We start from the raw sequence: 24,603 nt of genomic DNA on the forward strand, positions 1-24,603 counted from the left end.
GCGGGCAAGCAGATCGTTTGCGCGGCGATGCGCAAGCTGCTGCACATCGCCTATGGCGTGCTGAAATCGGGTCGGCCATTCGATCCGAAACTGGCCCTTGCCCACTAAGGGGCAAGACGGTATCTACGGCGCCAGGCTCAGAGGCTGCTGCACTTCCATCAGGTACTGCGCCATCTTGCCGCTTTCCCGCAGCTCGGCGAGGCCCCGGTTGAAACGCGCCATCAACTCGGCGTTGCCGGGTACGTCGCGGGAGAGCAGCAGGTGCAGGCTGTCGCTGCGCAGGGGCTGGGGGTGGAAACTCATCCGGGCGCGTTCGGCGGAACTGAACTGGGCGTTGAGCAGGGCGAAGGCAACCACCTTGTCCATCGGGAAGGCGTCCAGGCGGCCGGCCAGGACCATGCGCAGGCCCTGCTCCTCGCCGCTCAGCCGCTGGACCTGGATGTGCCGTTCGCGCTCGGCCTGCTGGAAGGCCGCGCCGTAGTCGTAGCCCAGTGCGCCGCCCAGGCGCAGGCCGGCGAGGTCGGAGACTTGCCGCCAGTCCAGCGGGCGGTCCTTGCGGTGGAAAAAGTAGTAGGCGCTTTCCACTACCGGGTCGCTGATGTAGAAGCGTCGCTCCCGCTCAGGGCTACGCAGCCAGACGGCGGTGCCGGCGCGCTCACCTTGTTCGGCGAGGTGCAGGGCGCGGGCCCAGGGGTAGAACTCCCAGCGCACCTGGACGCCTTCCAGGGCGAAGGCTTCCGCGACTATGCGCGAGGCCACGCCCTGGTGGGGAAGCCTGGCTCCGAGGTAGGGCGCCCACTCGCCGTTGGTCAGGCGCACCTCTTCTGCGCCGGCGAGGCCTTGGCATAGCAGGCAGAACACGAGGAGCAGCACGCGCATGCGGTTCCATCCAGCGACGTCAGGGGATGCCTGAGTCTAGCGCTGGACGGACTGCGCGCAACTCTTACTGGAGCATGCCCATGGCCGCTTCCATGGCGGCGGAGAGGTCCTCGTCGGCCTGCATGTCGACGTTTGGATCGAGGCCGAGCTTGGCGAAGGCGGACACCTGGCTCCAGTCGAGCTGGGTGTAGGGGTGTTCGCTGCCGAGGTAGCTTTGCAGGGTGGCGACCTGGACGATGTCGATGTAGTCGGCGCGTGCGGAATTGCGGCTGAAGTCCAGGTACTGGCCGGGCACGGCGGCGATCGGCTCGGGAAACTCCCAGGTGCGCAGGATGCGGTCGCCGATCAGCGGATGAATGCGCTCGATCACATGGTTGAGGCTGATGGAGTCGGCCAGCAGCTCGTTGTGTTCTTCCGCGTAGGTGAGGATGGGCAGCACGCCGATCTGGTGCACCAGGCCGGCCAGGGTGGCCTGGTCGGGCATCAGGCGGGTGTAGTGGCGGCAGAGCACGTGGCAGATGCCGGCGATCTCGGTGCTCTTGTTCCAGACCTCGCGCATCTTGCGGTCGACCACGTCCGAGGTGGCCTGGAACATCTGTTCCATGGCAAGGCCGGTGGCCAGGTTGCTGGTGTAATTCATGCCCAGCCGGCTGATGGCCATCTGCAGGTCGGTGATTTCCTTGTTGGTGCGCAGCAGCGGGCTGTTCACCACCTTGATGATGCGAGCGGTCAGCGCGGCGTCGTTGCCGATCACCTTGGTCAGGTCCTGGATGCTGGCATTCGGATCCTCGGCGGTTTCGCGCACGCGGAGCGCTACTTCCGGCAGGGTCGGCAGCACCAGCTCATCGTTGTCGATGGCCCGGATCAGATCCTGTTGGACTTTCTCGGCAAGCTTGCTCATTGGATTTCTCGTCGGGGGCCGGCAAGGGCGGGCTAGCGTTGGATTTCCCGGTCGGCGTCCAGGGTATAGGGAAGGCTGAGCAGTCTCAGGGCGGCGCCGTCGGCGGCGCCCAGGTGGATGCGGCCGTCGTTCGCGGCATCTTCCTGCAGCACAGCCAGCAGTTCGCAGCCGTTCGCCGCAGGGGCCGCCAGCACCACTTCGCCCACGGAACTCTGATGCACCGGGGAAAAGAGTTCGAGGCCGGCCTGGGGGACCTCGCCTTCGGCCAGCGCCAGGCGGTAGAGGCGGCGCTTGAGCTTGCCCAGGTACTGCATGCGGGCGACGATTTCCTGGCCGGTGTAGCAGCCTTTCTTGAAGCTGACGCCGCCCAGGGCCTGGAGGTTGATCATCTGGGGAATGAACAGCTCGCGGGTGGCGCCGAAGACCTGGCCGATACCGGCGCGTACCTGAGCCAACAGCCAGGCGTCCAGCGCTGCCACAGGCAATTGGGCGGCAAGGCGCGATTCGATCGTCGAGGCCTCGGAACGGGGAACCCAGAGTTCGGCGCGGCCATCGGCAAGACGCAGGGCGATCAGTCGGCCGTCACGGGCGACGCTGTCGGCGGTCTGCGGCAGGTCCAGTCCCAGGGACAGCAGGGCGCCATCGCCCTGGCTGAGGCCGAAACGCGCCCAGTCGGCGCTTTCATCGGCCAGGGTGGACTTGGAGAAGACGGCGTATTTCTTGAGGTCGGCCAACTGGGCCTCGACCAGGTCGCCGGACATGGCCAGGAGCAGTCCGTCGCCTTCCTGGATGATGCGGAAGCTGGAGATCATCCGGCCCTTGGGCGTGCAACGGGCGCCCAGGCTGCTGGTGGCCTGGTCCAGGTAGTTGAGGTTGCAGGTCAGCTGGCCCTGAAGGAATTTCGCGGCATCCACGCCGCGGACGGCGAGCAGGCCTTCATGGGTGAGCGGACAGAAGAATGCTGAATCGGCCATTGCGGATCGCCGGAAAAAAGTCTGGGGCGCCATCATAGAGTCCTGCTGGTGGCTTGTCAGCGGGTGCCCGGGGCGGCGGCTGTGGTTATAATGCCCGCCTCTTCCCTGGAGGCGCTGTGATGGCCGACGCAATTGAACTCAACCGACTCTTCTGGCACAGCCGTCGCGGCATGCTCGAACTGGATGTGCTCCTGGTGCCCTTCGTGAAGGAGGTCTATCCGGACCTCGATGCCGAGGACCAGGCCCGCTATCGCAAGCTGCTGGAATGCGAGGATCAGGACATGTTCGGCTGGTTCATGCAGCGCGGCGAGCCGGAAGATGCCGACCTGCGACGCATGGTTCGCATGATCCTGGACCGTGTCCAGCCCAAGTAACGCCTTCGAATGCCACTGGCGCCCGTCGCGGCGCCTGCTGGTCCTCTACCTGACCCTGTGGTTCCTGGCCGTCCTGGCCCTGTCGGTGGCGCAGCTTCCCCTCGGCGCACGGCTGGCCGGCCTGCTCGCCTGCGTGCTTCATGCGCTCGGGTGCCTGCCCAGGCAGATTCTGCTGACTTCTCCCAAGGCATTTACCGGCTTGCGCCTGGATGGTGACGGCTGGCAGTTGTGGCGCGAGTCCGACGGTTGGCAGCCGGTGCAATTGCGCCCGGACAGCCTGGCCTTGCCGCAGGCGGTCATCCTGCGCTTCCGTCTTTCGGGAGAGCGGTGGGCGAGAGGGCTGTGCATTCCGGCGGACGCCCTGGAACAGGAGCAGCACCGCCGGTTGCGCGTGAGGCTGGGGTTCAGTCGCCGAAGGTGGGCGGCACCAGAATAGTGTCCTTGGCTTCGGGCAGCAGGTCCGGGTAGTCCAGGGTGTAGTGCAGTCCGCGGCTTTCGTGGCGTTGCATGGCCGAACGAATCATCAGCTCCGCGACCAGCGCCAGGTTGCGCAGTTCGATCAGGTCGCGACTGACCTTGTAATTACTGTAGAACTCGTCGATCTCGCTCAGCAGCAGGCGTACCCGGTGCTGGGCGCGCTGCAGGCGCTTGCTGGTGCGCACGATGCCCACGTAGTCCCACATGAAGCGGCGCAATTCGTCCCAGTTGTGGGCGATGATCACGTCCTCGTCCGAGTCGGTCACCTGGCTGGCGTCCCAGGTGGGCAGGTTGATGGGCATCGACACCTGGTTCAGCTGGCTGAGCATGTGCTCCGCTGCCGAGCGGCCATAAACGAAGCATTCCAGCAGCGAGTTGCTGGCCATGCGATTGGCGCCGTGCAGGCCGGTGAAGCTGGTTTCGCCGATGGCATAGAGGCCAGGTATGTCGGTGCAGCCGTGCCGGTCCACCACCACGCCGCCGCAGGTGTAGTGCGCCGCCGGTACCACCGGGATGGGCTCGCGGGTGATGTCGATGCCGAAGTCCAGGCAGCGCTCGTAGACCGTGGGGAAATGGCTCTTCACGAACTCGGCGGGCTTGTGGCTGATATCCAGGTAGACGCAGTCGACGCCCAGACGCTTCATCTCGTGGTCGATGGCGCGGGCTACCACATCGCGCGGGGCCAGTTCGGCGCGCGGGTGGAAGCGTTGCATGAAGCGCTCGCCGTTGGGCAGCCTGAGCAGGCCGCCTTCGCCCCTTACCGCTTCGGTGATCAGGAAACTCTTGGCCTGCGGGTGGTAGAGGCAGGTGGGGTGGAACTGGTTGAACTCCAGGTTGCCCACCCGGCAGCCGGCGCGCCAGGCCATGGCGATACCGTCGCCACAGGCGCTGTCGGGGTTGCTGGTATAGAGGTAGACCTTGGCCGCGCCGCCCGAGGCGAGCACGGTGAAGCGCGCATGAAAGGTGTCCACCTCGCCGGTGTTGCGATTCAGCACATAGGCGCCCAGGCAGCGCTGGCCCTTGCGGCCGAGCTTGCGCTCGGTGATCAGGTCGACCGCCACCCGCTGCTCGAGCAGCTGGATATTCGGCCGCTTCTTCGCCTGTTCCAGGAGGGTGTTGAAGATCGCGGCCCCGGTAGCGTCGGCGGCATGGATGATGCGCCGGTGGCTGTGGCCGCCCTCACGGGTGAGGTGGAATTCGAAGCCGCCGTCTTCGCGGCCGTTCTCGTCGTCGCGGGTGAAAGGCACGCCCTGGTCGATCAGCCATTGGATGGCCGCGCGGCTGTGTTCTACCGTGAAACGTACGGCGTCCTCGCGGCACAGACCGGCGCCGGCAACGAGGGTGTCCTCGACATGGGAATCGACCGTATCGGTGTCGTCCAGCACCGCGGCCACGCCGCCCTGGGCCCAGAAGGTCGAACCATTGCTGAGGTCGGCCTTGCTCAGTACGACTATGTTGAGGTGCGAGGGCAGGGTGAGGGCCAGGGTCAGGCCAGCGGCGCCGCTGCCGATGACCAGTACGTCATGCTGGAGATGTTGGCTCATGTCGGTTCCCGCAAAAAGAGCGGCGGCTAGTATATAGCCGGGGTGGGCGGCACAATAGCTCGCTTATGACCATGTATGGTGCCAGGGAACTTTTTTAGTCGCTCAGGTTCCATTCAGGGTCACCATTTTGAAGAGACGCTGCTTGCTTACGATGCAACGAATGCACATCAAATGTGCAACCCGGATGCCTGTAGATCAAGCGATACATATTCGGCGCAGCATGGCCGCGGGTCGTGCTGCGTCATTCCGTGCAGGTAAAAAAACTATCTGCAGGAAGCTTGCTTGGAGGGGAGAACTTTTGCGCAACGCCCGAGTCTATTTTGGCAAGCCGATCCACTGGCTGGCGCGACACCCCTTCGAGATCGACGAGGAGTGTTCATGCTAACCCAGGAACAGGATCAGCAGCTGGTCGAACGGGTGCAGCGGGGCGACAAGCGGGCTTTCGATCTGCTGGTGTTGAAGTACCAGCACAAGATCCTCGGGCTGATCGTGCGTTTCGTGCATGACGCCCAGGAAGCTCAGGATGTGGCTCAGGAAGCCTTTATCAAGGCTTACCGCGCACTCGGGAATTTTCGCGGTGACAGCGCCTTTTATACGTGGCTGTACCGCATCGCCATCAATACGGCGAAAAACCATCTGGTGGCGCGTGGAAGACGCCCGCCGGACAGTGATGTAAGTGCAGAGGACGCCGAGTTCTATGACGGCGACCACGCTCTCAAGGATATCGAGTCGCCCGAGCGAGCCCTGCTTCGCGACGAGATCGAGGCCACAGTGCACCGGAGCATCCAGCAGTTGCCCGAGGATCTGCGCACGGCATTGACCCTGCGCGAGTTCGACGGCCTTAGTTACGAAGACATTGCGAGTGTCATGCAGTGTCCGGTCGGTACTGTGCGATCCCGCATCTTTCGGGCGCGGGAAGCCATCGATAAAGCCTTGCAACCTTTGTTGCATGGAACCTGAGACAGCGGCGACAGCCAAGAGGGGAACCGCCATGAGTCGTGAAGCTTTGCAGGAATCGCTGTCCGCGGTGATGGATAACGAGGCGGACGAACTGGAGCTGCGTCGAGTTCTCGCCGCCAGCGAAGATCAAGAATTGCGGGCTACCTGGTCGCGTTACCAGATTGCCCGTGCCGTGATGCACAAGGAGCTGCTGGAGCCGCGCCTTGACATCGCCGCGGCGGTTTCGGCCGCCCTGGCCGAGGAAGCGGCGCCGCCGGCCAAGGCCGTGCCGGGTCCGTGGCGCAACCTGGGCCGCCTGGCCGTTGCCGCTTCGGTTACCCTGGCCGTGCTGGCCGGCGTGCGCCTGTATAACCAGGACGAGGTCGCAGGCACCCAGCAACTGGCGCAACAGCAGGCCGCCCAACCGGCGATGGTGATGCCGCAGGCGCAGCAAGGTGCCGTCCTGGCTGGCTATAGTGAAGATGGCCAGCAGGCGCAGCAGCCGATCGGTGCGACCCAGTCGTCTTCCGGTTGGCACGAGAAACGCTTGCCGGCCTACCTGCGGCAACATGCCCAGCAGGCCGCGATGAGCGGTAGCGACAGCGCTCTGCCCTACGCTCGCGCCGCCAGTCTGGAGAGCCGCTGAGGAGGAACATGCGCGCACTTCCGGTATTCATCTTGCTTGGCGGCTGGCTGACTCAATCAGCCCATGCCGCCGACGCTCAGGACTGGCTGCAGCGCCTCGCTGACGTGGAGCAGCGCCAGAATTTCCAGGGAACGTTCGTTTACGAACGAAATGGGAGTTTCTCCACTCACCAGGTCTGGCACCAGGTCCAGCAGGGTGGGGAAGTGCGCGAGCGTCTTTTGCAGCTCGATGGTCCGGCGCAGGAAGTGGTGCGTGTCAATGGACGCATCCAGTGCGTGAGTGGCTCCCTTTCCGATCAGATGGCCGATGGTCAGGTATGGCCTGCCCGCGCACTCGACGCCAAGCAGCTCTCCGAATGGTATGACCTGCGTCTGGCGGGCGAGTCCCGCGTCGCTGGCCGGCCGGCCGTGGTCCTGACCCTGGCGCCCCGCGATCAGCACCGTTACGGTTTTGAGTTGCATCTGGACCGGGATACCGGCCTGCCGCTCAAGTCGCTGCTGCTCAGCGACAAGGGTCAGTTGCTGGAACGATTCCAGTTCACCCGCATCGACACCGCGGGCACCCCGGCCGACCCCGACCTGCAGCCGAGTTCGGCTTGCAAGGCGGTACGGGTCAGCGAGGCGCAGAGCGACAAGCCCGCTCATTGGCGTTCCGAATGGCTGCCGCCGGGCTTCAGCCTGACCAGTACGCAGGAACGCCGTAGTCCTGCTTCTTCCGACGCCGTGTCGAGCCTGCTCTACAGCGATGGCCTGGCGCGATTCTCGGTGTTTCTCGAGCCCCTGCACGGTGCTGTGGTGGAAGACGCCCGCAGCCAACTGGGGCCCACGGTCATGGTCTCCAAGCGGGTCAGCACGAAGGATGGCGATGTGATGGTCACGGTGGTCGGCGAGATCCCCCTGGGGACGGCCGAGCGGGTGGCCCTGTCCATGCGAGCTGCGGAGGCCTCGGCCACGCAATGATCTTCGCTACAGGACCTACTACCTTTTCAAGGCGCGGGAGCCGCGGCTCCGGCCTTGCCTTTTTCACGATGTTCCACCGGGCCTGGGGCTGACGCTCCAGGCTCGTTTTTGCTTTTGTGTTTCTGTTTTGCTCGCAGGGCCGGGTGGCCCGGCGAGTTCATACCACTCGTTATGCGACGGGAGCTGTATGTCGATGCTTAACCTCAAATCCTGCATGACCGCCTTGGCAGCCCTGCTGCTGCTTGGTCAAACCCTCGTGGCCCGTGCCGAACTGCCGGACTTTACGCCCCTGGTCGAAGAGGCGTCCCCGGCGGTGGTCAACATCAGCACCCGGCAGAAGCTGCCCCAACGCGCCGCCGGTGCCCAGGCGATGCCCGACCTGGAAGGGCTGCCGCCCATGCTGCGTGAGTTCTTCGAGCGCAATATGCCGCAGGTGCCGCGCAATCCCCAGGGTGGCCGCCAGCGCGAGGCCCAGTCCCTCGGTTCCGGCTTCATCATTTCCAAGGACGGCTATGTCCTGACCAACAACCATGTGGTGGCCGACGCTGATGAAATCATCGTGCGCCTGTCCGACCGCAGCGAGCTGGAGGCCAAGCTGATCGGCGCCGATCCGCGCACCGATGTGGCCCTGCTCAAGGTACAGGGCAAGGATCTGCCGACCGTGAAGATCGGCAAGTCCGACGATCTCAAAGTGGGCGGCTGGGTGCTGGCCATCGGCTCGCCCTTCGGTTTCGACCACTCGGTGACCGCCGGTATCGTCAGCGCCAAGGGCCGCAGCCTGCCGAACGAGAACTATGTCCCCTTCATCCAGACCGACGTGGCCATCAACCCGGGTAACTCCGGCGGCCCGCTGTTCAACCTGGATGGCGAGGTCGTCGGCATCAACTCGCAGATTTTCACCCGCTCGGGCGGCTTCATGGGCCTGTCCTTCGCCATCCCGATCGACGTGGCCATGACCGTGGCCGACCAGCTCAAGACCGAAGGCAAGGTCAGCCGCGGCTGGCTGGGCGTGGTGATCCAGGAAGTGAACAAGGACCTGGCCGAATCCTTTGGCCTGGACAAGCCTGCCGGCGCACTGGTGGCCCAGGTCCAGGAAGGCGGACCGGCGGCCAAGGGCGGCTTGCAGGTGGGGGACGTCATTCTCAGCATGAACGGCCAGCCGATCGTGGTCTCCGCCGACCTGCCGCACCTGGTGGGCAATCTCAAGCCGGGCAGCAAGATCAGCCTCGAAGTGGTCCGCGGCGGCAGTCGCAAGACTCTCGACATGGCCATCGGCGCCCTGCCGGAGGACGGCGACGAGATGGCTGCCGCCGCCGGTGATGGCGTCGAGCGCAGCAGCAACCGCCTCGGGGTCAGCGTGGTCGAGCTGACCGACGAGCAGAAAAAGGCCCTGGACATCCAGGGTGGCGTAGTGATCAAGGACGTGCTGGAGGGCCCGGCGGCCATGATGGGCCTGCGTCCGGGCGACGTGATCACCCACCTGAACAACCAGGCGATCACCTCCGCGAAGGCCTTCACCCAGGTCGCCAAGGAGCTGCCGAAGAACCGTTCGGTGTCCATGCGTGTGCTGCGCCAGGGGCGCGCCAGCTTCATTACCTTCAAACTGGCCGAGTAAAGCGGTTCCAGTACGAAAAGGGCGGCCAATGGCCGCCCTTTTTCGTTTCTGCCGTCCGCCGCATGGGCGTGACGGGCTGGCCGCCGATCAGGTAAACTCCCCCGCTATTTTTCGGCGAGCAAGCCTGCTCGCGGCTTTTTCGAGTGTTCATCCGTGAGTGACCTGAGTCATATCCGCAATTTCTCCATCATCGCCCACATCGACCATGGCAAGTCGACCCTGGCAGACCGCTTCATCCAGATGTGCGGCGGCCTGTCCGACCGCGAGATGGAGGCCCAGGTGCTGGATTCCATGGACCTGGAGCGCGAGCGTGGCATCACCATCAAGGCACACAGCGTCACCCTGCACTACAAGGCGCAGAGCGGTAAGACCTATCAGCTGAACTTCATCGACACCCCCGGCCACGTGGACTTCACCTACGAAGTCAGCCGTTCCCTGGCGGCCTGCGAAGGTGCGTTGCTGGTGGTGGACGCCGGCCAGGGCGTGGAAGCCCAGTCCGTGGCCAACTGCTACACCGCCATCGAGCAGGGCCTCGAGGTCATGCCGGTGCTGAACAAGATGGACCTGCCCCAGGCCGAGCCGGAGCGGGTCAAGGACGAGATCGAGCACATCATCGGCATCGACGCCACCGACGCCGTGCCCTGCAGCGCCAAGAGCGGCATGGGTGTGATCGACGTGCTGGAGCGCCTGGTCGAAGTGATCCCGGCGCCGGAAGGCGAGATCGAGGCACCGCTGCAGGCCCTGATCATCGACTCCTGGTTCGACAACTACCTGGGCGTGGTCTCGCTGGTGCGGGTCAAGCACGGCCGGGTGAAGAAGGGCGACAAGATCCTGGTGAAATCCACCGGCAAGATCCACCAGGTGGACAGCGTCGGCGTATTCACCCCGAAACACACCGAGATGGCCGACCTCAAGGCTGGCGAAGTGGGCTTCATCATCGCCGGCATCAAGGACATTCACGGCGCCCCGGTGGGCGACACCCTGACCCTGTCCAACACGCCGGACGTGGACGTGCTGCCGGGCTTCCAGCGCATCAAGCCGCAGGTCTACGCCGGCCTGTTCCCGGTCAGCTCCGATGACTTCGAGGACTTCCGCGAAGCCCTGCAGAAGCTGACCCTGAACGACGCCGCCCTGCAGTACGAGCCGGAAAGCTCCGAGGCCCTGGGCTTCGGCTTCCGCATCGGCTTCCTCGGCATGCTGCACATGGAGATCATCCAGGAGCGCCTGGAGCGCGAATACGACCTGGACCTGATCACCACCGCACCCACCGTGGTCTTCGAGATCGTGCAGAAGAACGGCGAGACGATATACGTCGACAACCCGTCCAAGCTGCCCGACCTCGCGTCCATCGCCGAGATGCGCGAACCCATCGTGCGCGCCAACATCCTGGTACCCCAGGAACACCTCGGCAACGTCATTACCCTGTGCATCGAGAAGCGTGGCGTCCAGCGCGACATGCAATTCCTCAGCTCCCAGGTTCAGGTTTGCTACGACCTGCCGATGAACGAAGTGGTGCTGGACTTCTTCGACCGCCTGAAGTCGGTAAGTCGTGGCTATGCGTCGCTGGATTACAGCTTCGATCGTTTCGAACCGGCTAATCTGGTGAAGCTGGACGTACTGATCAACGGCGAGAAGGTCGATGCACTGGCACTCATCGTGCATCGCGATCAGGCCCACTACAAAGGCCGCGCGTTGACCGAGAAGATGAAGGAACTGATCCCGCGTCAGATGTTCGACGTGGCGATCCAGGCGGCGATCGGTGGACAGATCGTTGCACGTACTACCGTAAAGGCGCTCAGGAAGAACGTTCTGGCCAAGTGCTACGGCGGCGACGTCAGCCGTAAGAAAAAGCTGCTGGAGAAGCAGAAGGCCGGTAAGAAAAGGATGAAGCAGGTCGGCAGCGTGGAAATCCCGCAGGAAGCCTTCCTCGCTGTGCTCAAAGTGGATAGCTAGGGTCTATGTCGATCAATTTCCCGCTGTTGTTGGTTATCGCCGTGGCTGTCTGCGGCGTGCTCGCGCTTGTCGATCTGGTTCTGCTGGCCCCGCGCCGGCGCTCCGCGATTGCCGCCTATGAGGGGCAAGTCAGCGAGCCCGACCCGGAAGTGCTCGACAAGCTGAACAAGGAACCGCTGCTGGTCGAGTATGGGAAGTCCTTCTTCCCGGTCCTGGCCATCGTGCTGATACTGCGCTCGTTCCTGGTGGAACCCTTCCAGATTCCCTCCGGCTCCATGAAGCCGACCCTGGAAGTGGGTGATTTCATCCTGGTCAACAAGTTCGCCTATGGCATCCGCCTGCCGGTGCTGGACAACAAGGTGATCGAGGTCGGTGATCCGCAGCGCGGCGATGTCATGGTGTTCCGCTACCCCAGCGACCCGAACATCAACTACATCAAACGCGTGATCGGCCTGCCGGGCGACCGCATCGCCTACAGCAGCGACAAGCACCTGACCATCAATGGTCAGCCGGTAGCCGAGAAGCTGCTGGGCGAGGAGCCGGGCACCCTGGGCAGTGCCATGCTCTACCAGGAGAAGCTGGGCGAGGCCGAGCACCTGATCCGCAAGGAAATGAAGCGCTACCGCATGGAGCCGGGTCGCGAGTGGGTGATACCCCAGGGGCACTACTTCATGATGGGCGACAACCGCGACAACTCCAACGACAGTCGCTACTGGAACGATCCGCGCATCCCCAGGGAACTGCTCGGCATGGTTCCGGACCGCAACATCGTCGGCAAGGCCTTCGCGGTCTGGATGAGCTGGCCCGATCCCAAGATGCGTAACCTGCCAAATTTCTCCCGAGTGGGCCTGATTCACTGATTTCCCGCTCGCCATCGCGGTTTTGCGGCGTTGTTCATGACAGCGCCGCAAGCGCTATATAGTCTTGCTTGCGGGCCATTCGGCCTCCATAAAAACACAGACATTGAGGTCGATCATGACGTTCGCGCGTAAGCAGAAGGGTATGTCGGTACTGGGCTGGCTGCTGGTCCTGGCCGTAGTGGCTTTCCTGGCCAGCACCGCCTTCAAGATCATTCCGCATTACCTCGATTACTTCTCCCTGGAGAAGATCATCAGCTCGGTGGAAACCGAGAAAGCCCTGGAGATCAGGACCATCCCCGATTTCTACAGCCATGTCAGCAAGGGCATGCAGGTCAACGGCATTCGTGACCTGGACCTGGACAAGGCACTGAAGGTGACCCTGGAAAACAACGAGTTCCAGGCTCACCTCAAATATGAAAAACGCGAGCCCCTGGTCGAGAACCTCGATCTGGTGGTGCGCTTCGACAAAGAATTCCGTGTGCGAGTCCAGTGAGCGTATCCCTCAGCCGTCTCGAGCGTAAGCTCGGCTATACCTTCAAGGACCAGAGTCTGATGACCCTGGCCCTGACCCACCGCAGTTTCGCGGGGCGTAACAACGAGCGCCTCGAATTCCTCGGCGATGCCATCCTCAATTTCGTCGCCGGCGAGGCGCTGTTCGAGCGTTTCCCCCAGGCTCGCGAAGGCCAGCTTTCGCGCCTGCGTGCGCGACTGGTGAAGGGTGAGACCCTGGCCCTGCTGGCCCGTGGCTTCGAACTGGGCGAGTACCTGCGACTGGGTTCGGGCGAACTGAAGAGCGGCGGGTTTCGTCGCGAGTCGATTCTCGCCGACGCATTGGAAGCGCTGATCGGCGCGATCTACCTGGATACAGGCATGGAGGCTGCGCGCGAGCGCGTCCTCGCCTGGCTGGCCAACGAACTCGAAGGCCTGACCCTGGTGGATACCAACAAGGATCCCAAGACCCGCCTGCAGGAGTTCCTGCAGTCCCGGGCCTGCGAATTGCCACGTTATGAAGTGGTGGATATCCAGGGTGAACCGCACTGCCGTACGTTCTTCGTCGAGTGCCAGGTCACCCTGCTGAATGACAAGACCCAGGGCCAGGGCGCGAGCCGCCGTATCGCCGAACAGGTGGCTGCCGCCGCCGCCCTGGTCGCCCTTGGTGTGGAGAATGGCAATGACTGATATCGATACCCCCCGCTGCGGCTACGTCGCCATCGTCGGCCGCCCCAATGTGGGCAAGTCGACGCTGCTCAACCACATCCTCGGGCAGAAGCTGGCGATCACCTCGCGCAAGCCGCAGACCACCCGCCACAACATGCTCGGCATCAAGACCGAGAACAATGTGCAGGCGATCTACGTGGACACCCCCGGCCTGCACAAGAAAAGCGACAAGGCGCTGAACCGCTACATGAACCGCAGCGCCTCGGCCGCCCTGAAGGACGTGGACGTGGTGGTCTTCGTGGTTGACCGCAATCGCTGGACCGAGGAAGACCAACTGGTGCTGGAGCGCGTGCAGTACGTGCAGGGGCCGGTGCTGATCGCCGTCAACAAGGCCGATCGCCTTGATGACAAGGCCGAGCTGATTCCGCACCTGGCCTGGCTCCAGGAGCAGTTGCCGACGGCCGAAGTGGTGCCCATCTCCGCCCTGCAGGGGCTCAATCTGGACACCCTGGAGCGCCTGGTGGCCGAACGCCTGCCGGAAGGCGATCACTTCTTCCCGGAAGACCAGATCACCGACCGCAGCAGCCGCTTCCTCGCCGCCGAGCTGGTGCGCGAGAAGATCATGCGCCAGCTGGGCGCCGAGCTGCCCTACCAGATCACCGTGGAGATCGAAGAGTTCAAGCAGGAAGGCCACGTCCTGCACATCCACGCCCTGATCCTGGTGGAGCGCGACGGCCAGAAGAAGATCATCATCGGCGACGGCGGTGAACGCATCAAACGCATCGGCCAGGACGCGCGCAAGGACATGGAAACCATGTTCGACTCCAAGGTCATGCTCAACCTCTGGGTGAAGGTGAAGGGCGGCTGGTCCGATGACGAGCGTGCCCTGCGTTCCCTGGGCTACAACGACCTCTGAGCCTGTCCATGATCGGCGCGGTGCTGCCGGCGTTCGTCCTGCACAGCAGGGCCTATCGGGAAAGCAGCGCGCTGGTCGACTTCTTCACCCCCGAAGGCCGCCTGCGCGCCGTGTTGCGTGGCGCCCGCGGCAGGGCCGGCACCCTGGCGCGCCCCTTCCTGCCCCTCGAAGTCGAGTTCCGCGGCCGCGGCGAGCTGAAGAACGTGGTCCGCCTGGAAACTATCGGCATCCCCAATCTGCTGGCGGGCGAAGCACTGTTCAGCGGCCTCTACCTCAACGAACTGCTGGTCCGCCTGCTGCCCGCCGAAGACCCGCAGCCGGCGCTGTTCGATCACTATGCCGCGACGCTCCAGGCACTGGCGGCCAATCGTCCGCTGGAGCCGCTGCTGCGTGCATTCGAATGGCGCCTGCTGGATGAGCTGGGCTATGGTTTCGCCCTGGATACGGACCTGACCGGGCAACCCATCGCCGCCGACGGCATCTACCGCCTCGTGCCCGATGCCGGGCTGGAGCCGGTGGGGCAATTGCAGCCCGGCCTGTTCCAGGGCCGCGAACTCCTCGCCCTGGCCGAAGCCGACTGGAGCGCGCCGGGCGCCCTTGGCGCAGCCAAGCGCCTCATGCGTCAGGCCCTGGCACCACACCTGGGCGGCCGGCCGCTGGTCAGCCGCGAGCTTTTCATGACGATCAAGGAACCTCCCCGTGACTGAAGCCAACCGCGTACTTCTCGGTGTCAACATCGACCACGTCGCCACCCTCCGCCAGGCCCGAGGTACCCGCTACCCCGACCCGGTGAAGGCCGCCCTGGACGCGGAGGAAGCCGGTGCCGATGGCATCACCGTGCATCTGCGCGAGGACCGCCGGCACATCCAGGAGCGCGATGTGCGCCTGCTCAAGGAGGTGCTGCAGACCCGGATGAACTTCGAGATGGGCGTGACCGAGGAAATGATGGCCTTCGCCGAGGAGATTCGCCCGGCACACGTCTGCCTGGTACCGGAAACCCGCCAGGAACTGACCACTGAAGGCGGCCTCGACGTTGCCGGTCAGGAAGCGCGAATCAAGGCCGCGGTGGAGCGCCTGGCCAAGGTGGGGAGCGAGGTTTCGCTGTTCATCGACGCCGACGCCGCGCAGATCGAGGCGGCCCATCGCGTCGGCGCTCCGGCTATCGAGCTGCATACCGGCCGTTATGCGGACGCCCACACCCCGGAGGAGGCTGCCCGCGAACTGCAGCGTATCGAGGAGGGCGTCGCCCTGGGCCTGAAGCTCGGCCTGATCGTCAATGCCGGCCACGGCCTGCACTACCACAATGTCGAGCCGGTGGCGGCGATTCCCGGCATCAACGAGCTGAACATCGGCCACGCCCTGGTCGCCCACGCGCTGTTCGTCGGCTTCAAGCAGGCGGTGGTGGAGATGAAGCAGCTGATCGTTTCGGCCGCCGCCAAGGGCTGAGAAGGGCAGGCCTTCGGCCTGCTTGGCGAATGAATTCGCCCCTACAAGGGTTTCGTGCATTTCCTGTAGGGGCGAATTCATTCGCCATGGACCGCGAAGCGGTCCCGAACGTGCTCAGGGCTTGCGGGCGATCAATACGGCCCGGGCCGGCGCCGGCAGGCCCTCGATGGTACGGCTGTGGTCGGCAGGATCGAGGAATTCCGGCAGGGACTGGAAGCGCATCCATTCGGTGCTGCGCTGTTCCTCGACGCTGGTGTAGCTGACGTCCACGCAGCGGATATCCACATAGCCCGCGCGGCGCAGCCAGAGTTCCAGGGCCGGCACTGAGGGCAGGAACCAGACATTGCGCATCTGCGCGTAGCGGTCCTCGGGCACCAGCACCTGCTGGGCGTCGCCTTCTACCACCAGCGTTTCCAGCACCAGTTCGCCGCCGCGGCGCAGGCAGTCCTTGAGATCGAAGAGATGGTCGATGGGCGAGCGGCGATGGTAAAGCACACCCATGGAGAACACGGTGTCGAAGCCTTCCAGCTTGGCTGGCAGTTCTTCCAATGCCAGGGGCAGATGCCAGGCCGGCAGATCGGGCAGGAAGCGCTTCATGGCCAGGAACTGGCAGAAGAACAGCCAGTTGGGGTCAATGCCCACCACGCTGTCGGCGCCGGCACCGAGCATGCGCCACTGGTAGTAGCCGTTGCCGCAGCCCACATCCAGCACGCGGCGGCCACGCAGGTCGAGGTGGGGGGCCACCCGCGACCATTTCCAGTCCGAACGCCATTCGGTGTCGACCTGTACGCCGAACAGCTCGAAAGGGCCCTTGCGCCACGGAATCAGCCCCTGCAGGGCGGCCTTCAGCGCCGCGCGGGTGGCGTCGTCGCAGGGGCCATCCAGCAGGAAACGCTGGGTCAGTTCCACCTGCTGCGGTTGCAGAGGGGGCAGGGCGTTGACCGCAGCGCTCCAGCGCTCCAGGTCGCCATGGCCGAGCGCCAGCTTGGTGTCCAGTTGTCCGGGCAGGTCGGCCGCCCAATCCTGCAGGGGGGTGCCCGCCAGCGCTTGCTGCAGGGCGTCGAGGTCCAGCGTACGAATCATGGCAGGGCGATCAGCGAGGCGAAATTGAGGCACTGGAACCAGGGCACCACCTTGGAGTAACCGGCCGCCAACAGGCGTTCGCGGTGTTCTTCCAGGCTGTCGGGCTGCATGACGTTCTCCAGGGCGCTGCGTTTCTGGGCGATTTCCAGCTCGCTGTAGCCGTTGGCGCGCTTGAAGGCGATGTGCAGGTCGGTGAGCAGTTGGTGCTCTTCGGCGTCCTCGAAGCGCAGCTTCTCCGAGAGGATCAGGGCGCCACCCGGCAGCAGCGCCTGGCGGATGCGGCTGAGCAGCCCGGTGCGGTGTTCGCGGGGCACGAACTGCAGGGTGAAATTCATTGCCACCAGGGAGCAGGGCTGGAAGTCCAGGGCGAGGATGTCGGCCTCGATCACCTCCACTGGCAGCAGTTCCTGGAACATGGCGTCCTGGGCGTGCAGGTACTCGCGGCAGCGTTCCACCATGGCGTTGGAGTTATCCACAGCGATCACCCGACAGCCGTCGGTCTTCACATGGCGGCGCAGGGCCTGGGTCACGGCACCGAGTGAGCTGCCGAGGTCATAGAGCGGAGTGCCGGCCTGGGCGAACTGGGCGGCCAGCACGCCAATGTTCTCGACGATAGTGGGGTAGCCCGGCACCGAGCGCTTGATCATGTCCGGGAACACCCGGACCACGTCCTCGTTGAAGGCGAAGTCGGCGACTTGGGCCTGGGGATTGGCGTAGATGCGATCGGGACTTTCGGTCACGGGCCGGTACCAGCAAGGGAAAAGGCCGGCATTCTAACGGACTGGGCGACGCGGCCAAACCTCCCTTACTTCAGCTGATCGGAAAAGAACTCGCCCGCGCCCTGCAGCGGCCCAAGCGGGTTGCGCTTGACCTCGAAGCGGCGGATGTTCGGCTCGCCATTGCTCACCTTGTGCACCACCACGTCGTCCACCAGTACGAACACCGCGCGGAAGGTCCAGCCCTGGAGCTCGCGGTTCTTGCGGAAGTTGAAGACGTCGGCCCAGAAACTGCCGACCCGCTGGGTATCGGTCTTGGTGAACTCGAAGGCATAGCCGATGCAGCGATCCTTGGCTTCCAGGCATTTCATCAGGCCGTCGGGGAGGTAGTCGATGGGCACGTTGGGCTGCACGAACATCAGGCGCACGTCGATAAAGGAGAGCATCTTGCCGTTGCCCTGGATCAGCGGGTCGAAGCCCAGGGAAAACAGTTCCGGGCGGGTTGTCTTGCCCGGTATGGCCTGGGAATAGCGGATCTCCGCATCGGTATAGTCCCGAAATGGTGACAGCACTTCGGCACGCTCGCTGGGCAGCAGGCTACCGCAACCCGAGAGAAGAGCTGTACAGCACAGCAAGCTCCACAGTTGTACGAGGCTGCCCATCGCACGCTCCCTAGTTTGAGTATCCGCCTAATTGCTATAGCCGATTTCCCGGGAGGGTGCCGATGGATTTTTCCGGAATGAGGTGGCGCGCGGAAATGCCATGGCGGACGTAGCGCTGCCCCACTGGCCGAGCCCGAAACCGACGATGATGAAGTAACTCGCGCCATTGACGGGGGGTACGAAAGGGGCGATGCCGATCAGGCTGTCGGGCAATACCACGAGCGCCGCTCCACCCGTCGCCATCAGCGCCGACTGGCGGTCGGAGCCGATTCCCGGGCGGGCGAGGGCGCGTCAGGGCAGGGTGAAGGTGGTACCGCCACAGGCAGTCACCACCCGTAACGCCAGGCGGCTGATGCCTGCGGCGCGGGCAATTGGCGCTATTTGACGCTGACCTGGCAGTCGAAGCTCTCGGCAGGCGCAACGCCGGCTTCCCAGGGGCGCTGGTAGTCCAGGTGCAGGCGGCCCTCGCCGGGCTGGCTGGCCTTGAAACGCCAGGTGGACTGGCCGGCGCTGCCCACCAGGCCGGCGTCTTCCGGTGTCGAGTAGACTTCCGGGCCAAGGCTCTGCAGCACATTGGTCGCGGCGTCGCGTACCACCCAGCGGAATCCGGTGGTGGGGTTGCTGGGCAGAGTCAGTACCAGGGGTTGGCCCTGTTCGAGGGACAGCGGGCAATCATCCTGCTGGTCCTGGACCACCACCGGGCCGGTCTGCTGCTGGGCGCAGGCGGCGAGCAGGGCGAGGCCCAGGGGCAACAGCAGGCGAGGGGAGGGGGCGAATGACATCGGCGACTCCGTCGGTCAGGGGCGGGGCCAGCATAACGGCTGGCTCCGCCTTTGCGTAGGCTCTGGACGAAAAGTGCCAGTGCCGAGTCGTGGTTTGGCCCTGTAGGGGGATTGCGCTCTTCTATCCACCAGCGAAGCCAAGCAAAGGCACCGATGGTGGAAATCCCGAAAGGGATTTCCACCCTACGCGTCGATTGACACGGAATCTCCCACGGGGCCGGGTGCGCTATCTCAATCGAACAGCACCTTGGCCACCTCGGAGAAACGCCGGGCGAAGTGCACCGTCACGCCTTCCTTGAGGTAGTCCGGCAACTCTTCGAAGGCGCCGCGGTTGGCCTCGGGCAAGATCAGCTCGAAGATCTTCTGCCGCCGGGCGGCGATGACCTTCTCGCGCACCCCGCCAATCGCCAGTACCTGGCCGGTGAGGGTCAACTCGCCGGTCATGGCCACGCCCTTCTTCGGCGCCTGGTTGCGCGCCAGGGAAAGCAGGGCGCTGGCCATGGTGATGCCGGCACTGGGACCGTCCTTGGGCGTGGCGCCTTCCGGCACGTGCAGGTGGACGAAGGCCTGGTCGAAGAAGTTCGGGTCACCACCGTACTGCTTCAGGTGCGAACTTATATAGCTGTGGGCAATCTCCGCGGACTCCTTCATGACGTCACCCAATTGGCCGGTGAGCTTGAAGCCGCGATTGAGCGTGTGGATACGCGTTGCCTCGATGGGCAGGGTGGCGCCGCCCAGGCTGGTCCAGGCCAGGCCGGTGATCACGCCGACGCCCGCCAGGAGCTGCTCCTTGCGGAAGGGCGCCAGGCCCAGGTAATGCTCCAGGTCCTTCTGCCCGACCTTGATCTTTGCGTCGGGCTCGTCCAGCAGCTGCACCACGGATTTGCGGATGATCTTGCCCAGCTGCTTCTCCAGCTGGCGCACCCCGGCCTCCCGGGCGTAGCCCTCGATCACAGCTGTCAGCGCACCGTCGGTAATGGACAGGCGCTGTTTCGGCACGCCGGTACGCTCCAGCAGGCGAGGCCACAGGTGGCGCTTGGCGATGGCGTGCTTCTCTTCGGTGATGTAGCCGGAGAGACGGATCGTTTCCATGCGGTCCAGCAGCGGACCCGGGATGGAGTCAAGGGTATTGGCGGTGCAGACGAAGAGCACCTTGGACAGGTCAAGGCGCAGGTCGAGGTAATGGTCGAGGAATTCGACGTTCTGCTCCGGGTCCAGGGTCTCCAGCAGGGCCGAGGCCGGGTCGCCCTGGTAGCTGGCGCCGAGTTTGTCGATTTCATCGAGCATGATGACCGGATTCATCACTTCCACCTCCTTCAGCGCCTGCACCAGCTTGCCGGGCAGGGCGCCGATGTAGGTGCGGCGGTGGCCCTTGATCTCCGCCTCGTCACGCATGCCGCCGACGCTGAAACGGTAGAAGGGGCGTCCCAGGGATTCGGCGATGGACTTGCCGATGCTGGTCTTGCCGACACCGGGCGGCCCCACCAGCAGCACGATGGAGCCGGAAATCTCGCCCTTGAAGGCGCCCACCGCGAGGAACTCGAGGATGCGGTTCTTCACGTCGTCGAGCCCGGCGTGGTGCTGGTCCAGCACCTTTCGTGCGTGCTTCAGGTCGAGCTTGTCCGCGCCGTAGACACCCCAGGGCACCGAGGTGGCCCAGTCCAGGTAGTTGCGCGTGACGGCGTACTCCGGCGAACCGGTTTCCAGGATCGAGAGCTTGTTCAGCTCTTCGTCGATGCGCTTTCTGGCCTGATCGGGCAGAACCTTGCCTTCCAGGCGTTGGGTGAACTGCTCACTGTCGGCGCTGCGGTCGTCCTTGGTGATACCCAGTTCCTGCTGGATCAGCTTCAACTGTTCCTTGAGGAAGAACTCCCGCTGGTGCTGGCCGATCTTGCGGTTCACCTCCGCGGAGAGCTCGCTTTGCAGCCGCGCCATTTCCACTTCCTTGCGCAGCAGCGGCAGCACCTTCTCCATGCGCTTGAGCACCGGCACCGTGTCCAGGACTTCCTGCAGCTCGTGGGCCGGGGCGGTGGTCAGGGCGGCGGCGAAGTCGGTCAGCGGGGACGGATCGTTCGGGCTGAAACGGTTCAGATAATTCTTCAGCTCCTCGCTGTACAGCGGGTTGAGCGGCAGCAGTTCCTTGATCGCGTTGATCAGGGCCATGCCGTAGGCCTTGACCTCGTCGCGCGGGTCCGCCGGGCTCTGTGGGTAGTCGACCTCCACCAGGTAAGGCGGGCGATGGCGCTTGAGCCAGCCGCGGATGCGCACCCGCGACAGGCCCTGGGCAACGAATTGCAGTCTGCCGCCGTCACGGCTGGCGTGGTGGACCCGAACCAGGGTGCCGTGCTCGGGCAGGGTGCTGGTGTCGAAATGACGCGGGTCTTCCGGCGGGTTCTCCATGTAGAACAGCGCCAGGCAGTGGTGGTCGGTCTTGGCCACCAGCTCCAGGGTTTCCGCCCAGGGCTCTTCATTGACGATCACCGGCAGCACCTGGGCCGGGAAGAACGGGCGATTGTGGATCGGAATGATGTAGACCTTGTCCGGCAAGGCCTGGCCGGGCAGCACCAGGCCGGTCCGTTGGCTTGAAGTGGCTTCTTCGACGATGTCGGCGTTGATGTCCTGATCGCTCATGGGGGCACCTGGCAATTGGTTCACTAAGCCTAGATGGGGCAGGGCGCAGGGCATTTCAACCGCATTCCTCCATGTCCCCTGCCCGGTGGCGCTGGGCAATCCGGAACGTCATCGCTAGAATGCGCAAATTTTGATCAAAGCGCCCAATGCTCGACGCCCGCCTCCTGCGCCTGGACGATCAGGCCCACCACCATGCCCATGACCACCACCAGTTGGTGTTGTCCCTCGCCGGCCGCGCCGAGTTCGAGGTGGACGGCCGTGGCGGCGAGGTCTGTCGCATGCGCGCGTGCCTGGTGCCGGGCGATGCCGGCCATCAGTTCGCCGGCATGGGGGATAACCGCATGCTGATCCTCGATCTGGACGGGCAAGGCACCTCGGCCGAGGATCTCGACATGCTCGGCCGCTTGTTCGAGACGCCGCGTTATCCCGAGCTGGATGCGGATTTCCAGAATCTCCTGAACTACGCAGGCGCCGAACTCGCTCGTTACGGCAGTGACCCGCTATTGGCGCGTTCCCTGGGCGGCATCCTGCTGCGAGCCCTCTACTTGCGCTTGTTCGGCGAGGCGCGGCGGCGGCCGGCCGGCAGCCTCGACATGGAGCGTCTGGACGACTACATCCGGGACAACCTGGCACGGCGCATCAGTGTCGCCGAACTGGCCCAGGTCGCCTGCCTGAGCCCCAGCCATTTCCATGCCCAGTTCAAGGACGGCATGGGCCTGACCCCTCACCAGTATCTGCTCAAGACCCGCCTCGATCGCGCCGCCCGCCTGTTGCGCGAGAGCGACCGGCCTCTGGTGCGCATCGCCGAGGAGTGCGGCTTTTCCAGCCAGAGCGCCCTGACCACGGCCATGCGCCGCTACCTGGGCCTGACGCCCAAGCGCCTCCGCGGCGCGGAATGACGCTTCTCCATCACTGACGCATCCGCGCCTATCGCCGGTCGGCCATGGGCGCTCTCCTGTGCCCTTGAATAGGTGGTGCAACCATCGTCAGGTTTGGACTGACGGGTTGTACCTTTAGGGAGCAACCCTGTTTGGGGGATTTGCCAGCCCATTGTGGAAGATCCTTATGGCGTATGGGTGGGAGGAGGTTGCACCTTTTGGCGGAAAGTTCCCTGAATCAGAGGTTTCAATAAAGGAATCAGAGGATCTGACAAGAAGGTGGAGTGCCATATCTCTAAATTTCGCACGCGCCCTGCGACCGGTAGACGCACCCAGTGCCTTGATCGCGCCGCAGGTTGTACTAGGCGCTTCCAGTGACTGCCCCGTGGCGGTTGCAACCCCCGTCTCCGGCATTGCCGGGGCATACCAGGAATTCCATTGATTCGCATGGCCGACCTGGCCTTCCGAGGCTGGGGTCATCGCATTGGCAGGGCAGGACGCCCTGCTGCCATTGCTCGACCGGGATTGCATCGGCCCCATGGCTGACTCGGTCGAGAATCGAACCGGCAGGCGCCACAAGTGCTTGCCATACAGCAACCAAGGAAGCGGACAACCCGCCGCCTCCGAATAAAAACAAACGAACAGGGGAGACCCCCATGAGTATGAGCAACCCGATGCTGATCACCTTCGTGATCTATATCGCGGCCATGGTGCTGATCGGCTTCGCCGCCTATCGCTCCACCAACAACCTTTCCGACTACATCCTCGGTGGTCGCAGCCTCGGCAGCTTCGTTACCGCGCTGTCCGCCGGCGCCTCCGACATGAGTGGCTGGCTGCTGATGGGCCTGCCGGGTGCCGTCTACCTCTCCGGTCTCTCCGAAAGCTGGATCGCCATTGGCCTGATCATCGGTGCCTACCTCAACTGGCTGCTGGTTGCCGGCCGTCTGCGCGTGCAGACCGAGCACAACGGCAACGCCCTGACCCTGCCGGACTATTTCACCAACCGCTTCGAAGACAACAGCCGCATCCTGCGCATCTTCTCCGCCGTGGTGATCCTGGTGTTCTTCACCATCTACTGCGCTTCCGGCGTCGTCGCCGGTGCCCGCCTGTTCGAGAGCACCTTCGGCATCTCCTACGAAACCGCCCTGTGGGCCGGCGCTGCCGCGACCATCTGTTACACCTTCGTCGGTGGTTTCCTGGCGGTCAGCTGGACCGACACCGTCCAGGCCAGCCTGATGATCTTCGCCCTGATCCTCACCCCGGTCATCGTGATGATCGCCACCGGTGGCATGGACACCACCTTCGTCGCCATCGAGATGAAGGATGCCGCGCACTTCGACATGCTCAAGGGTGCCAGCTTCGTCGGCGTGATTTCCCTGCTCGCCTGGGGCCTGGGCTACTTCGGCCAGCCGCACATCCTGGCGCGCTTCATGGCTGCCGACTCCGTCAAATCCATTCCGAACGCCCGCCGCATCTCCATGACCTGGATGGTTTTCTGCCTCGGCGGCGCGGTGGCCGTCGGTTTCTTCGGCATCGCCTACTTCTCCGCGCATCCTGACTTGGCTGGCGCCGTTACCGCCAACCACGAGCGCGTGTTCATCGAGCTGGCCAAGATCCTCTTCAACCCCTGGATCGCCGGCGTGCTGCTGTCCGCCATCCTGGCGGCCGTGATGTCTACCCTGAGCTGCCAGCTGCTGGTCTGCTCCAGTGCCCTGACCGAAGACTTCTACAAGGCCTTCTTCCGCAAGAACGCCAGCCAGGCCGAGCTGGTCTGGGTCGGTCGCGCCATGGTGCTGCTGGTGGCGGTGATCTCCATCGTCATCGCCGCTGACCCGGAAAGCAAAGTGCTGGGCCTCGTGTCCTACGCCTGGGCCGGCTTCGGTGCTGCCTTCGGTCCGGTGGTGATCCTGTCGCTGATCTGGAAAGGCATGACCCGTAACGGCGCCCTGGCCGGCATGATCCTCGGTGCGGTGACCGTGGTCCTGTGGAAGAACTTCTTCGGCTGGACCGGCCTGTACGAGATCATTCCGGGCTTCATCCTCTGCACCCTCGGCATCCTGATCTTCAGCCGCTTCGGCAACGGCCCGTCCGCTGCCATGATCAAGCGCTTCGACGAAGCCGAGAAGGAATACCAGGACGCCCACGTCTGATTCTGTGCGGCACGCGGCTGGTCGTCCGCGTGCCGTCATCCGGGCTTGCCCGGGCTCTCA

24 protein-coding genes and 1 pseudogene are annotated in these 24,603 nt (G+C 64.2%); 16 read left to right on the forward strand and 9 right to left on the reverse strand.

Annotation, left to right across the window (positions count from 1 at the left end; translation table 11 throughout):
• Window positions 1-108, forward strand: a pseudogene (locus ACFW0H_RS11880) (IS110 family transposase); the annotation flags it as partial.
• 15 nt (window positions 109-123) lie between these two features.
• On the opposite strand, the gene ACFW0H_RS11885 reads toward ACFW0H_RS11880, so the two are convergent.
• The 3 genes from ACFW0H_RS11885 to ygfZ form a co-directional block, all read right to left on the reverse strand.
• Window positions 124-879, reverse strand: a complete 756-nt coding sequence (locus ACFW0H_RS11885; protein WP_422914105.1) for a substrate-binding periplasmic protein — start codon at window positions 877-879, stop codon at window positions 124-126.
• 64 nt (window positions 880-943) lie between these two features.
• Window positions 944-1,780, reverse strand: a complete 837-nt coding sequence (locus tag ACFW0H_RS11890) for an HDOD domain-containing protein (RefSeq protein ID WP_422914106.1) — start codon at window positions 1,778-1,780, stop codon at window positions 944-946.
• A 32-nt stretch (window positions 1,781-1,812) separates the two neighbouring features.
• On the reverse strand, window positions 1,813-2,754 hold the full coding sequence (gene ygfZ, locus ACFW0H_RS11895) for a CAF17-like 4Fe-4S cluster assembly/insertion protein YgfZ (RefSeq protein WP_422914107.1): 942 nt from the start codon (window positions 2,752-2,754) through the stop codon (window positions 1,813-1,815).
• 119 nt (window positions 2,755-2,873) lie between these two features.
• Between ygfZ and ACFW0H_RS11900 the strand changes: the two genes are divergently transcribed.
• Window positions 2,874-3,128, forward strand: coding sequence for an FAD assembly factor SdhE (locus ACFW0H_RS11900; RefSeq protein ID WP_422914108.1), 255 nt, complete (start codon window positions 2,874-2,876; stop codon window positions 3,126-3,128).
• On the forward strand, window positions 3,112-3,564 hold the full coding sequence (locus tag ACFW0H_RS11905) for a protein YgfX (RefSeq protein ID WP_422914109.1): 453 nt from the start codon (window positions 3,112-3,114) through the stop codon (window positions 3,562-3,564). Before ACFW0H_RS11900 ends, ACFW0H_RS11905 begins: the two co-directional genes overlap by 17 nt.
• On the opposite strand, the gene nadB is transcribed toward ACFW0H_RS11905, so the two are convergent.
• Window positions 3,533-5,149, reverse strand: coding sequence for an L-aspartate oxidase (nadB, locus tag ACFW0H_RS11910; protein ID WP_422914110.1), 1,617 nt, complete (start codon window positions 5,147-5,149; stop codon window positions 3,533-3,535). The genes ACFW0H_RS11905 and nadB overlap by 32 nt on opposite strands.
• A 378-nt stretch (window positions 5,150-5,527) precedes the next feature.
• On the opposite strand from nadB, the gene rpoE reads away from it, so the two are divergent.
• The 11 genes from rpoE (at window position 5,528) to pdxJ (ending at window position 15,641) form a co-directional block, all read left to right on the forward strand.
• Complete coding sequence (gene rpoE / locus ACFW0H_RS11915) at window positions 5,528-6,109, forward strand: RNA polymerase sigma factor RpoE (protein ID WP_044870604.1); 582 nt, start codon at window positions 5,528-5,530, stop codon at window positions 6,107-6,109.
• Between the two features lie 31 nt (window positions 6,110-6,140).
• Window positions 6,141-6,734: a sigma-E factor negative regulatory protein gene (locus ACFW0H_RS11920; protein ID WP_422914111.1), complete on the forward strand. Its 594-nt coding sequence runs from the start codon at window positions 6,141-6,143 to the stop codon at window positions 6,732-6,734.
• An 8-nt stretch (window positions 6,735-6,742) separates the two neighbouring features.
• On the forward strand, window positions 6,743-7,693 hold the full coding sequence (locus ACFW0H_RS11925; protein WP_422914112.1) for a MucB/RseB C-terminal domain-containing protein: 951 nt from the start codon (window positions 6,743-6,745) through the stop codon (window positions 7,691-7,693).
• A gap of 193 nt (window positions 7,694-7,886) precedes the next feature.
• Window positions 7,887-9,308, forward strand: coding sequence for a DegQ family serine endoprotease (locus tag ACFW0H_RS11930; RefSeq protein ID WP_422914113.1), 1,422 nt, complete (start codon window positions 7,887-7,889; stop codon window positions 9,306-9,308).
• Between the two features lie 153 nt (window positions 9,309-9,461).
• A complete protein-coding gene (gene lepA, locus ACFW0H_RS11935; protein ID WP_422914114.1) occupies window positions 9,462-11,261 on the forward strand; it encodes a translation elongation factor 4 in 1,800 nt (599 codons plus the stop codon).
• 5 nt (window positions 11,262-11,266) lie between these two features.
• Entirely contained in the window at window positions 11,267-12,121 is an 855-nt protein-coding gene (gene lepB, locus ACFW0H_RS11940; protein ID WP_422914115.1) for a signal peptidase I, read from the forward strand.
• A 115-nt stretch (window positions 12,122-12,236) separates the two neighbouring features.
• On the forward strand, window positions 12,237-12,614 hold the full coding sequence (locus ACFW0H_RS11945) for a DUF4845 domain-containing protein (RefSeq protein ID WP_422914116.1): 378 nt from the start codon (window positions 12,237-12,239) through the stop codon (window positions 12,612-12,614).
• The gene (gene rnc, locus ACFW0H_RS11950) at window positions 12,611-13,300 is read left to right on the forward strand and encodes a ribonuclease III (protein WP_422914117.1); all 690 of its coding nucleotides are present in this window, start codon (window positions 12,611-12,613) and stop codon (window positions 13,298-13,300) included. The genes ACFW0H_RS11945 and rnc overlap by 4 nt, the downstream gene beginning before the upstream one ends.
• The gene (gene era / locus ACFW0H_RS11955; RefSeq protein ID WP_422914118.1) at window positions 13,293-14,195 is read left to right on the forward strand and encodes a GTPase Era; all 903 of its coding nucleotides are present in this window, start codon (window positions 13,293-13,295) and stop codon (window positions 14,193-14,195) included. The genes rnc and era overlap by 8 nt, the downstream gene beginning before the upstream one ends.
• A gap of 8 nt (window positions 14,196-14,203) precedes the next feature.
• Window positions 14,204-14,902, forward strand: coding sequence for a DNA repair protein RecO (recO, locus tag ACFW0H_RS11960; protein WP_422914119.1), 699 nt, complete (start codon window positions 14,204-14,206; stop codon window positions 14,900-14,902).
• The gene (gene pdxJ, locus ACFW0H_RS11965) at window positions 14,895-15,641 is read left to right on the forward strand and encodes a pyridoxine 5'-phosphate synthase (protein ID WP_422914120.1); all 747 of its coding nucleotides are present in this window, start codon (window positions 14,895-14,897) and stop codon (window positions 15,639-15,641) included. The genes recO and pdxJ overlap by 8 nt, the downstream gene beginning before the upstream one ends.
• 114 nt (window positions 15,642-15,755) lie before the next feature.
• Here the strand turns inward: pdxJ and cmoB are convergent, their stop codons facing one another.
• The 5 genes from cmoB to lon form a co-directional block, all read right to left on the reverse strand.
• Window positions 15,756-16,724, reverse strand: coding sequence for a tRNA 5-methoxyuridine(34)/uridine 5-oxyacetic acid(34) synthase CmoB (cmoB, locus tag ACFW0H_RS11970; RefSeq protein ID WP_422914121.1), 969 nt, complete (start codon window positions 16,722-16,724; stop codon window positions 15,756-15,758).
• Window positions 16,721-17,464, reverse strand: a complete 744-nt coding sequence (gene cmoA / locus ACFW0H_RS11975) for a carboxy-S-adenosyl-L-methionine synthase CmoA (RefSeq protein ID WP_422914122.1) — start codon at window positions 17,462-17,464, stop codon at window positions 16,721-16,723. Before cmoA ends, cmoB begins: the two co-directional genes overlap by 4 nt.
• A gap of 65 nt (window positions 17,465-17,529) precedes the next feature.
• Window positions 17,530-18,102, reverse strand: coding sequence for a hypothetical protein (locus ACFW0H_RS11980; RefSeq protein ID WP_422914123.1), 573 nt, complete (start codon window positions 18,100-18,102; stop codon window positions 17,530-17,532).
• Window positions 18,103-18,479: 377 nt separating this feature from the next.
• A complete protein-coding gene (locus ACFW0H_RS11985; RefSeq protein ID WP_422914124.1) occupies window positions 18,480-18,884 on the reverse strand; it encodes a protease inhibitor I42 family protein in 405 nt (134 codons plus the stop codon).
• 231 nt (window positions 18,885-19,115) lie between these two features.
• Window positions 19,116-21,515 carry an endopeptidase La gene (lon, locus tag ACFW0H_RS11990; protein ID WP_422914125.1) on the reverse strand — a complete coding sequence of 800 codons (2,400 nt, stop codon included), beginning with the start codon at window positions 21,513-21,515 and terminating at the stop codon, window positions 19,116-19,118.
• Between the two features lie 146 nt (window positions 21,516-21,661).
• On the opposite strand from lon, the gene ACFW0H_RS11995 reads away from it, so the two are divergent.
• Together ACFW0H_RS11995 and putP are read left to right on the forward strand one after the other, a co-directional pair.
• Window positions 21,662-22,414 carry an AraC family transcriptional regulator gene (locus ACFW0H_RS11995; RefSeq protein ID WP_422914126.1) on the forward strand — a complete coding sequence of 251 codons (753 nt, stop codon included), beginning with the start codon at window positions 21,662-21,664 and terminating at the stop codon, window positions 22,412-22,414.
• A 635-nt stretch (window positions 22,415-23,049) separates the two neighbouring features.
• A complete protein-coding gene (gene putP / locus ACFW0H_RS12000; RefSeq protein ID WP_422914127.1) occupies window positions 23,050-24,543 on the forward strand; it encodes a sodium/proline symporter PutP in 1,494 nt (497 codons plus the stop codon).
• The last annotated feature ends 60 nt before the right edge of the window (window positions 24,544-24,603 follow it).

It is taken from the genome of Metapseudomonas cellulosilytica, from assembly GCF_049334135.1.
Lineage (GTDB): Bacteria > Pseudomonadota > Gammaproteobacteria > Pseudomonadales > Pseudomonadaceae > Metapseudomonas.